The sequence below is a fragment of the Neopusillimonas maritima genome (genome assembly GCF_003576595.1).
GTDB lineage: Bacteria > Pseudomonadota > Gammaproteobacteria > Burkholderiales > Burkholderiaceae_B > Neopusillimonas > Neopusillimonas maritima.
On record NZ_NQOU01000014.1, the window covers coordinates 1 to 10,028 of the forward strand.

General features: G+C 49.4%; 9 protein-coding genes. 7 read left to right on the forward strand and 2 right to left on the reverse strand.

Features of this window, described 5'->3' with window-relative positions; translation table 11 throughout:
* A partial coding sequence (locus tag CJO09_RS15430) for a DUF924 family protein (RefSeq protein ID WP_147404936.1) occupies positions 1-420 on the reverse strand: 420 nt, incomplete at its 3' end.
* Positions 421-602: 182 nt separating this feature from the next.
* Between CJO09_RS15430 and CJO09_RS15435 the strand changes: the two genes are divergently transcribed.
* The 3 genes from CJO09_RS15435 to CJO09_RS15445 all read left to right on the forward strand — a co-directional run bounded on the left by CJO09_RS15435 (position 603) and on the right by CJO09_RS15445 (position 4,010).
* Positions 603-1,898: an amidase gene (locus tag CJO09_RS15435; protein ID WP_119443152.1), complete on the forward strand. Its 1,296-nt coding sequence runs from the start codon at positions 603-605 to the stop codon at positions 1,896-1,898.
* 142 nt (positions 1,899-2,040) lie between these two features.
* The gene (locus CJO09_RS15440) at positions 2,041-2,436 is read left to right on the forward strand and encodes a hypothetical protein (RefSeq protein ID WP_119443153.1); all 396 of its coding nucleotides are present in this window, start codon (positions 2,041-2,043) and stop codon (positions 2,434-2,436) included.
* A 542-nt stretch (positions 2,437-2,978) separates the two neighbouring features.
* Positions 2,979-4,010: an aromatic ring-hydroxylating dioxygenase subunit alpha gene (locus CJO09_RS15445; protein ID WP_119443154.1), complete on the forward strand. Its 1,032-nt coding sequence runs from the start codon at positions 2,979-2,981 to the stop codon at positions 4,008-4,010.
* A 151-nt stretch (positions 4,011-4,161) separates the two neighbouring features.
* Here the strand turns inward: CJO09_RS15445 and CJO09_RS15450 are convergent, their stop codons facing one another.
* Positions 4,162-4,911, reverse strand: coding sequence for an IclR family transcriptional regulator (locus CJO09_RS15450; protein ID WP_119443155.1), 750 nt, complete (start codon positions 4,909-4,911; stop codon positions 4,162-4,164).
* A gap of 314 nt (positions 4,912-5,225) precedes the next feature.
* On the opposite strand from CJO09_RS15450, the gene CJO09_RS15455 reads away from it, so the two are divergent.
* The 4 genes from CJO09_RS15455 to CJO09_RS15470 all read left to right on the forward strand — a co-directional run bounded on the left by CJO09_RS15455 (position 5,226) and on the right by CJO09_RS15470 (position 9,808).
* Complete coding sequence (locus tag CJO09_RS15455; protein ID WP_119443156.1) at positions 5,226-5,993, forward strand: SDR family NAD(P)-dependent oxidoreductase; 768 nt, start codon at positions 5,226-5,228, stop codon at positions 5,991-5,993.
* Positions 5,994-6,024: 31 nt separating this feature from the next.
* On the forward strand, positions 6,025-7,473 hold the full coding sequence (locus CJO09_RS15460; RefSeq protein ID WP_119443157.1) for an aldehyde dehydrogenase family protein: 1,449 nt from the start codon (positions 6,025-6,027) through the stop codon (positions 7,471-7,473).
* Positions 7,474-7,717: 244 nt separating this feature from the next.
* Complete coding sequence (locus CJO09_RS15465) at positions 7,718-8,989, forward strand: Rieske 2Fe-2S domain-containing protein (RefSeq protein WP_119443158.1); 1,272 nt, start codon at positions 7,718-7,720, stop codon at positions 8,987-8,989.
* Positions 8,990-9,034: 45 nt separating this feature from the next.
* Positions 9,035-9,808 carry an SDR family NAD(P)-dependent oxidoreductase gene (locus tag CJO09_RS15470; RefSeq protein ID WP_119443159.1) on the forward strand — a complete coding sequence of 258 codons (774 nt, stop codon included), beginning with the start codon at positions 9,035-9,037 and terminating at the stop codon, positions 9,806-9,808.
* Positions 9,809-10,028: the final 220 nt, after the last annotated feature.

The window sequence follows — 10,028 nt, forward strand, 5'->3', positions numbered from 1 at the left end:
GATTGGCTCGATAATTTCGATCATCACTGGCCCTATATTTACGATCACAGGTGGTTCCATTACACCGATCACTGACAGCATGTAAGGTAAATACAGGAAGCCCAGTTGCGGCGGCTTGAACTGCTTGTCGAGTCCCTGTGCAACAGCTTCCTGCGCCAGCGCCAACGCCAGGGGGTCGCACGCGAAAGCACGCGACTGGTTACGGTAAATATTGCGTGAAAACTGATCCAGCACGATGATTTCGGCTAAACGGCCTTGTGGCGTTTTGCGCCATTCATATAGCTCGCATAGTGCGGCCCGGTGGTGCAGTTGGCTGAATCGCTCACGAACTTCAGCGTCCAGCGCATCGTCTTTATCGAACCATTGCTTTGGGGTAAGTTCGTGAAACCAAAAGTTCAAAACGTCGTGTGCGCTGTGCATAATTTGTTCCAAAAGCGGTTGAAAGTAACTATCTGATTCGTGTCAGGCCATCCTTGTCGCGATAATACGTGCTTACGCGTGTTTGTTCTAGTTGAGGCTTTAGAGCCGGACCAGTACAGTGAGGCTTCGGGTGTACAAGTTTTCATGTGCTGGTGTGTTATTCGTTGAAAAGGAGCAGGGATATGGCTTATGTATTTCCGGGAACGCAAGGTATTGGCGAAATTGGCGAACAACTTGAGCTTGATCTGACACCGGAAGAGGTGTCTGAATACCACGCGTATTTGTCGGCGCTTACGCCGGCGTTTCATCTTATAGAACAATTACCCGACGAAACGCCGCCGGTTAAGTACCCAAGAACGCCGGGTTATCGCCCTGAGGGTTCGGAAAACCAGCATAACGGCTGGGTTGTTAAATCCACCATTAAAGGAGCGGCGAAAGGTAAGCTGAAAGGTAAAACACTGGCCATTAAAGACAGTGTGAATGTGGCAGGTGTGCCCATGAGCAATGGGGCTTCCATTTTAGATGGTCATGTGCCCGATTTCGACGCCACAGTCGTTACCCGTATCCTTGATGCCGGTGGTGAAATTCTGGGTAAAGCATCGTGCGAATATCTTTGCTTTGCGGGGAACAGTGTGACTGGGGTGAATGGGCCGGTTCAAAATCCGCGTGCGCCGGGGCGTAGCGCCGGTGGTTCCAGTACGGGCAGTGCCGCCTTGGTGGCCGCCGGTGATGTCGACATGTCGATCGGCGCCGATCAGGCCGGTTCCATTCGTATGCCGGCGTCGTTTTGTGGCATTGTGGGTTTAAAACCGACATTTGGCCTGGTGCCCTACACGGGGGTCGCGGGGATTGAATACACCTTCGATCACGTCGGCCCCATGGCGCGCACCGTGGCTGATTGCGCCTTGTTGCTTGAAATCATCGCTGGAGAGGATGGTATCGATGGCCGCCAGCGCAATGTCGAGGTTCAACCGTATACCAAAGCGTTGGGGCGCGGTGTGAAGGGCTTGAAAATAGGTGTGGTGAAAGAAGGGTTTGGGCGTCCCGAAACAGAGCAAGGCGTCGATAACGTTGTTCGTACTGAAATCAAACGTCTGAAATCTTTAGGCGCGACCGTCGAGGAAGTCTCCATCCCCTGGCATAACATCGGTTCGGCTTTGTGGTTACCTATCGGTATCGAAGGTTCCTATCATAATATTGTGCGGGGTCATGGCGTGGGTTATGGCGGCATCGGCGCGTACTCCCTAACCTATATGAAAGCGTTCGAAAGCTGGCCGGCGCATGCCGCCGAGTTGGCTGCACCGATAAAAGCTGTGTTGTTGTCGGGCCGTGTGCTGGAGCGCCACGGCGGCCGGCTTTATGCCAAAGCTCAGAATCTACGCCGTCGCTTGCGTAATGAATACGACGCATGGCTGCAGAAATTCGATGTGCTGGTAATGCCCACCACCCCCATGACAGCCACACGGTATCCCGCATAACGAAGGCGATCTTTTCCCGACTGAGGAAGCTATCGAAGAAAACGCGCAGAGACTCTTAGATAGCCTCGAAGATGTGGGGACTAGGGAGCGTGAAAGCACATTCATCAGTTGCTGGCATGAAAGCAGGTACGAGTCCGAAGCAATGTGGAAGCTGTATTCCACTTCAATGAGCCACGCCTTAGCCATCCAGACGACCGTGGGCTCCATTTATACTGCACTTGGTAAAAATCCAGATATTTCAATCGGCCGAATCGAGTACGTTGACTTCGATGAGTACTTCGCCGATGTAAATGGTGCCTTCTGGCGCAAACGAAAACCCTTTGAGCATGAACGCGAAGTTCGCCTTTTAGTCAGCGACGATAGCCAAGTAGCCTTGGGCCTTGCACTTCCATGCGATATTCCAACTCTTATTCAATCCGTGGTCGTTTCACCAAAGGCTCCCGATTGGTTCCTACTGCTCGTAGAAGACCTTACGGTGAAGTTTGGATTTCAATTACCTATAAGTAAATCAAGGCTGGCTGAACGGCCGTTTTTTTAAAGCTGTGACGTGACACTTCAATCGATAGGAGATATGTCGGCAATCCGGGTCATGCTTGCATCTCAAACGTTGAGCGACTGCTCTCGTCTGTCGCCACCGACGGCTATTGGCCGAAGGCTGCCAGAGCCGTACGACTGAAATCGGCCCAGAGTTGAGAGTCACGGATGTGTGGCTTGGCTTTAGCGCTATTTATTTATTACCTGTAACGATCATGGGGTAAGCCTGTGGTAGCTAAAGCGAATTATCACCAGCATCTAATCGCAGACCAAGCATGAAGTCTAACTTGAAATAAATTCAACGACTCGAAAGTCAGGGCGCTTCACTTTTCCGCATTTGTTGAGGAGGCTCATCTCAGCTACCCACCATTCTGAAATTTTAGTTCCGGCTCTTGCGTTAAAATGTCCGCTTGGTGTATATTATTATCGCCAGACGGACATTTTGGGCTCTATCATCAGTTCACATCGAAGATACATTGGTTCGTAATACGAACTGGAAGAGTCTTAATCGTTGATTTGTTTTGTCGAGAATTATAGGAGAGAGACATGTTTCAAAAGAATGCGTGGTACGTAGCAGCAACCCCCGACGAAATTGATGGAAAGCCTCTAGGCAGAAAAATCTGTAATGAGCAAATCGTGTTTTATCGTGGCCCTGATGGCAAGCCGGTAGCCTTGGATGATTATTGCCCGCACCGCGGCGCACCCTTGTCGCTAGGCAAGGTAGAGAGTGGAAAGCTTATCTGCGGTTACCACGGATTGGGAATGGGAAGCGAGGGTAAAGCGGTTTCAATGCCAGGGCAGCGAGTCTCAGGTTTTCCTTGTGTACAAAGCTACCCGGTAGAAGAACGCTATGGCTTTATTTGGGTCTGGCCCGGAGACAAAGATAAAGCTGATCCCGAGCTAATCCACAAGCTTCATTGGGCGGACAACCCAGATTGGGCCTATGGCGGTGGTTTGTACCACTTCAATTGCGATTATCGATTCGTTATCGATAACTTGATGGATTTGACGCACGAAACCTATTTACATCCTACCAGTATTGGTCAGCGTGAAATTGAGGAAGTGCCTCCGACGAGTCGAATGGAAAATGGTAGCGCTATCACCAGTCGCTTCATGCATAACATCATGGCGCCACCCTTTTGGAAAGCTGCATTGAGGGGCAATAATCTCAAGGATGATGTACCTGTAGATCGTTGGCAGATCTGCCGCTTTTTTCCACCAAGTCATGTAATGATTGACGTGGGCGTAGCTCACGCTGGTCACGGTGGGTTTGAAGCTGATCCCGCGCACAAGGTGAGTAGCGTCGTGGTGGACTTCATTACGCCAGAAACTGAGACATCGACTTGGTATTTCTGGGGTATGGCGCGTAACTTCAATGCGCGTGACCAAGGGCTCACTGACCAGATTACTAGCAATCTTAGCAAAGTGTTTTTAGAGGACAAGGAGATGTTGGAGCGTCAGCAAGTTAATGTCGAGCGGACTCGTCGGCCTCTGCTCAGTCTCAATATTGATGGCGGCGGTATGCATGCGCGTAAGATTATTGATCAGCTTGTATCAGAAGAGCAGTCTACGTCGTGATTTGATGTGCAAGGCGCACGACATCTTATCTGATGTTGTACGCTACCGTTGAATTGAGCCTTATAAGTTAAAAAGACTAAGCCCCATGATTGGGGCTTAGTCTTTTTCCTGATCGTTTGACTCAGTTTTGTCGAGATCGCAGGTTTTAAACCTAACCACCAAGTTGACTTGATAGTGTCTTTGTTTCTGTCATGAGTAATTCGCCAAGCTCTTTGATTTGAGCAGTTCCTAATCTTACATTGGGGCCAAACACACCAATTGAGCCTGCGACCTGTGTTCCTCCGGTAAAAAAAGGTGCGGCAATAGCTACGGCGCCCGGGATAAGCTCTTGAAGACTAACGGCGTAGCCTTGCTGACGGGTTCTCGCCAATTCTTCTTGAAACTGCTTTGGGTCGAGATGAGTGTTTCTCAGGTACCCATTGAGTTGGTCTTGGTCAACGTCTGAGTACGCCAAGATGGCACGGCCACTCGCGCCCAGGACGATACTTTCGCGATAGCCCACACCCCTCTTAAAGCTTAACGGCTGAGCGCTAGGGAGCTCACTGATACATGTCCTGTAAGCGCCTTGAGGTATGAAAAGAGCGACAGTTTCACCTGTGGCTTCCCATATACGGCGTAGTACAGGCTTTGCAAATTCGCTTAGTTCAAAGCTCGATGTCCAGACGTGAACCAAGTGAGCGACCGATGGGCCAAGCCTGAACTTTTGTGGTTCTCCAACAGACATAACAAAGCCACTTTGCTCTAGCGTGTAGAGCAGTCTGTATAAAGTGGGTCTGCTGAGATCTACACGCTTTAGTAGTTCACCAGCGGATAGCTCATAGTCCGCTGCCGTGAATGCCATCAGGATATCCAGTGCGCGATCAACCGCGCGAACACTGTCCCCGAGCCTTTCTGTGGTCATGAAGTTCCTTCAGATGAATATTAAGTCGATACCTTGATCCGTAAAGACCCTGATAAAAAACACCGCAAGAATTTGTCCGTCAGACGTATAATAGTATCGTCTGGCGGACAAATTCAATAAGGTCACTGCTAAGGGCGGGTTGTACTGTTGATTGACACACACCAAATGGTCGTCATTAGCAGTCTCCTTGTAGCTCGAAATTCATCGCCCCAATGCCCTGATAATTACTGGAATTGTATCTGAAACAGCCGTCTGGCTACCAGACTAACGAAACACAAAAGATCCATTTAATCAAACCATTGAGGACTAAGAATATGGATAGGAGCAAAAAATTAAGCGGACGCGTTGCCATCATTACTGGAGCTGCGCAGGGCATAGGCGCGAGCTACGCAAGCGCGTTGGCAGATGAGGGGGCTGCAATAGTGCTAGCCGATATTTTGGATGCTGAGCCATTAGCGCAAGAGATCCGCCAGCGAGGAGGGAAGGCGATGGCATTGAAGGTTGATGTCACCAGTGCGTCGTCGGTCAAGTCGATGGTGGCTAATTCGGTAGAAGAGTTTGGATCTGTCGATATTCTAATTAATAACGCAGCGCTATTCGGGAATGTTCAACCCAAGCCTTTTCTTCAAATTACATCCGAAGAGTGGGACCGAATGATGTCCGTAAACGTTAGGGGGGCGTTTGAATGTGTTAAAGCCGTTGCCCCGCAAATGAAAAAACAGAAGTACGGAAAAATCGTAAATATTGCATCTGGGACTGTTTTCAAAGGTATACCGTTGATGCTGCACTATGTGTCATCCAAGGGCGCCATCGTAGCAATGACACGTTGTTTGGCGCGCGAGTTGGGTGACGATGGAGTTCGGGTTAATACGCTGGCACCCGGTCTCGTAATGAGTGAGAGCGTCTTGGACAATCCAGCTTGGCGTGGAGCCGTTGTACAAAATAATGTGAATAGCCGCGCAATCAAACGTGATGCTACGCCAGAGGATATGTGCGGAACGATGGTTTACCTGTGCTCTTCTGAGAGCGACTTTGTCACTGGGCAGGTGCTTGTTGTTGATGGTGGGTCAGTGACTCATTAATGACCGCCAACGTTCACTTAAGGGTATGTAGATGAAAAGTCGTAATTTAATCGATGGCAATTGGGTTGAGGCTATAAGTGGGGAACGTGCTAAGAGTATTGATCCCTCCACCGCTTTGCCGATTGGATCTTTTGCGGCGGGTGCTCGGGCCGATGCACAAGCGGCAATTGTTGCTGCATCAAAAGCATTTGAAGATTGCCACTGGGCGCAGAATCCTCGGTTGCGCCAGCTAGTGATGTTGCGCTGGGCAGATCGACTAGAGGAAAAATTAGAAGAGTTGGCAACACTCCTTGTAACGGAAAACGGAAAAATCATCTCTCACGCACGGGCCGAAATGGCGATTGCTATATCGGAAATTCGTTATTACGCTGGACTTGCCCGGCATATTCCAGGAAATGTTCTCGAGGTCGAACCGGGTGTATTTTCCACACTGTTGCGTGAGCCTGCCGGGGTCGCCGCGCTTATTATTCCTTGGAACGCCCCAGTTGCCTTATTGATTCGTTCCCTGACACCAGCCCTAGCTGCTGGGTGCACAGTCGTAATCAAGCCAGCGCCTCAGACTGTTCTGATCACGACTGAAATCATACGCGCTTTGCATGAAGATGAGGCACTCATGCCGGGCGTCGTGAATATGGTTGCAGAAACAGGGCATGAAGTGGCTCAAGAGTTTGTGACGTCGCCAGACGTTGCCGTTGTTAGTTTTACTGGGTCCAATTTGACTGGGCAACGCATCATGGCTGCAGCTGCGCCGACAATGAAAAAGCTGTCGCTGGAGTTGGGTGGTAAATCATGTGCTCTTGTTTTTGAAGACGCTGACATAGCTCGGATGGCCCCTATGCTAACGGCCGGTGCCATCATTATTTCAGGACAGCAGTGTACGGCCGTACGCCGGATTTTGGTGCATGACTCCAAATATGAGGAGGTGAAGCGAGCTTTGAAGGTGAGCTTTGAGCAGATTGTTGTAGGGCCCGGTCATCAAGCGGGAGTTGATATGGGACCTATGATTGATGAGGCCTCTTTGTCTTTGATCCAATCAAATATATTGGAGGCGACGGATATTTGCGATGAAGTGATAGTGAGTGGTGGACGTCTAGGCGGTGCACTTGCGCGAGGTTACTTTTTAACGCCCACGTTAGTTGCACATGATGACCCCTCCGCTGACTTCTGTCAGAAAGAACTATTTGGCCCTTTTGTGGTGTTGGAAAGGTTTGCGGATGAAGCGGAGGCAATCGCGAAGACGAACTTTACCGAGTACGGGCTCTCAGCCAGCGTTTGGACACGTGACGGTGCCCGCGCAATGCGGCTGGCACGAGCACTTCGTAACGGTACCGTTTGGATTAATGACCACAATAAATTGTTTGCTGAGGCTGAGACTGGTGGCTATAAGCGTAGCGGTTTAGGTCGCTTGCACGGTCATGATGGTCTTATGGACTTTATGGAGATTAAGCACATTTACCAATCCGTAGGTGTTGCTGCGTGAACGTTTTTTGATCCTAACTGTAGATATATTTCTTTGCTGTTTGACTCTGAAACCTCGAGCTGCCGATAGGAAGCTCGGGGTTTTTTCATTGTTAGTCAATGTTCCTTTGCGAGCCATAGTCTGGCCTATCCGACAGCCTATAACTAAGTAATAACCCGCATTTTAAGTTGCCCTAAGTATCCATACAATGGATACTTATCTTGCTAGATGGACATTTGCCAACCAATCAAAGGAGTTAAACATCATGAATTTAGAAATGTCGGAAACATTAGTTCGTACTGGTTCAGGGACCCGCATGGGTAGTTTGATGAGGTGTTATTGGATACCTATCCTGAAGTCCAATGAGATCGCTGAGCCCGATTGCCCCCCCGTCCGTGTGCAGGTATTGAGTGAAAAGCTCCTGGCATTTCGCGATACAGATGGCAATCCAGGGATCATCGATGAGTTTTGTTCTCACCGAGGGGTGTCTCTTTTTTTCGGTCGTAACGAAGAGAATGGGATTCGCTGCGCATATCATGGTGTGAAGTTTGACCGAAATGGTCAATGTGTTGACGTGCCATCCTCGCCAAAGGCTTGCGCCCATATGCATATCAAGTCATATCCGTGCATTGAGCGTGGCGGAATTGTGTGGGCCTACATGGGATCAAAAGATCGCATGCCGCCACCTGTTGATCTGGAGTGGGTGACTTTGCCAGAAAGTCATGTCCATGTGTCGCGACGCTGGCAGGAGTGTAACTATTTGCAGGCTATGGAAGGTGGTATCGATACTGCGCACGTTTCATATGTGCACCGTTACGAAGTGGATATTGATCCAATGCACCAAGGCACAAAGGCGCTTGATTACATCAAGGCAGACGGCAATGTGGTGTTCGAAATCGAAAAGATGCCATTTGGATTGACTCTGTTCGGCCGTAGGAACGGAGAGGAAGATTCATATTACTGGCGAATCACGCAATGGTTGTTCCCCTGGTACACATTGATTGCCCCGTTTGGCGACCATTCCATGGCAGGTCACATTTTCGTGCCGATGGATGATCATAATTGCTGGGTTTGGAGCGTCAACTTCCATCCCCACAAACCTCTCTCAGACGAGGAGCGCCGTGAGCTCGAGCTCGGCAAGGGAATCCACGTAGAGTACGAGGAGGGCTCTCTGAGACCTAAGGCCAATAAGGACAATGACTATTTGATTGATCGACAGGCGCAGAAAGATAAGCGTTCATATAGTGGCGTCTTTGGTTTTGCACTTCAGGACTCATCATTGCAAGAGAGTATGGGGCCAATTCAGGATCGAGAAGCCGAACATTTGTTGCCTACTGATAGGGCAATTGTGATGGCAAGACGGATGCTTCACGATGCGGTAATTGGGATGGAGAAAGGAGAGCAGCCCCCTGCGTTAGATGCGGCGGCGCAGCATGTACGTTCAGCCGGCGTTCTACTGGATCGATCTGTGAATCCAGTTGAGTGGGCGCGTGCGCATCTGAACAACAACTTGGACAAGCCAATTTATACAGTCTGATAGATCTTGTTCAATTTAGGTGCACCATTTGAAGGGGTGTTTTAAGTGGGTAGATTAAGTAAAAAGAAAGCGTTGATTACCGGAGGTGGTGCTGGTATCGGCTCAGCATGTGCTCGATTGTTTTGTTCTGAAGGGGCAATTGTCACGATTGTCGATAGTGATAGGCAGTCGCTGGAACTTACGGTAGATTTAGTGAGGTCAACAATTCCTGACGCTTTGATTTCAAGCTTTGTGGCAGATGTTTCGTCAGCTGAGTTGGCTCAGTTGGCAGTTCAGCATTGTGTTGACTTCTCCGGCGGATTAGACGTCCTTGTAAATAACGCTGCTTGTCGGAATTATTCGACATTGGGTGAGGCCACTTTAGATGAGTGGAACGCCGTGGTATCCGTGAACTTGTTTGGAAATGCTAATTATTGCCGAGCATCTTTGCCGTATCTGCGTCAATCAGGGAGAGGCAGCATTGTGAATGTTTCGTCATGCTACGCAGTTAGTGGGCGTAAAGGAATGGGTCTTTACGACACCACCAAAGCAGGACAATTGGCGTTTACACGTACTTTGGCTCATGAGGAAGCATGCCATGGGGTCAGAGCCAATGTTGTTTGCCCTGGCTCAACCCTAACGGAATTTCATATTGCTAAAGCAGAAGCGAAGGGTAAGAGTGTTGATCAGCTTAAAACTGAGCGTAGTGTCACATCACTGCTTGGTCGTTGGGCTTCGCCAGAGGAAATTGCATGGCCAATTCTTTGGTTGGCTTCGGATGAGGCCTCCTTCGTTACAGGAGCGACCTTTATGGTTGATGGTGGATTGTCAGCTATGTGATTTACGTTGCCTTAGCGAATATATGGTATCCAAATAACCTTATATTAATAGACTCGGTGGGTGGATTGAGAATCTGTTCTTTGCAATGTCGAGCGCTACTAAAGCAATTGGTTTGTTACTCTGAGTTGAGTCATTCATCACCTTGAATCAAACCGGGAATCGCGGAGGCTGTTTGGTTAAAGTAAAACAGGTTCCGCAGCGGGAGCCGCGAACTGTCGAT

Excerpts from the sequence above, each read along its gene's own strand:
- CJO09_RS15435 (WP_119443152.1), top strand. The coding sequence starts at position 603 with ATGGCTTATGTATTTCCGGGAACGCAAGGTATTGGCGAAATTGGCGAA.
- CJO09_RS15440 (WP_119443153.1), top strand. The coding sequence starts at position 2,041 with ATGTGGAAGCTGTATTCCACTTCAATGAGCCACGCCTTAGCCATCCAG.
- CJO09_RS15445 (WP_119443154.1), top strand. The coding sequence starts at position 2,979 with ATGTTTCAAAAGAATGCGTGGTACGTAGCAGCAACCCCCGACGAAATT.
- CJO09_RS15450 (WP_119443155.1), bottom strand. The coding sequence starts at position 4,911 with ATGACCACAGAAAGGCTCGGGGACAGTGTTCGCGCGGTTGATCGCGCA.
- CJO09_RS15455 (WP_119443156.1), top strand. The coding sequence starts at position 5,226 with ATGGATAGGAGCAAAAAATTAAGCGGACGCGTTGCCATCATTACTGGA.
- CJO09_RS15460 (WP_119443157.1), top strand. The coding sequence starts at position 6,025 with ATGAAAAGTCGTAATTTAATCGATGGCAATTGGGTTGAGGCTATAAGT.
- CJO09_RS15465 (WP_119443158.1), top strand. The coding sequence starts at position 7,718 with ATGAATTTAGAAATGTCGGAAACATTAGTTCGTACTGGTTCAGGGACC.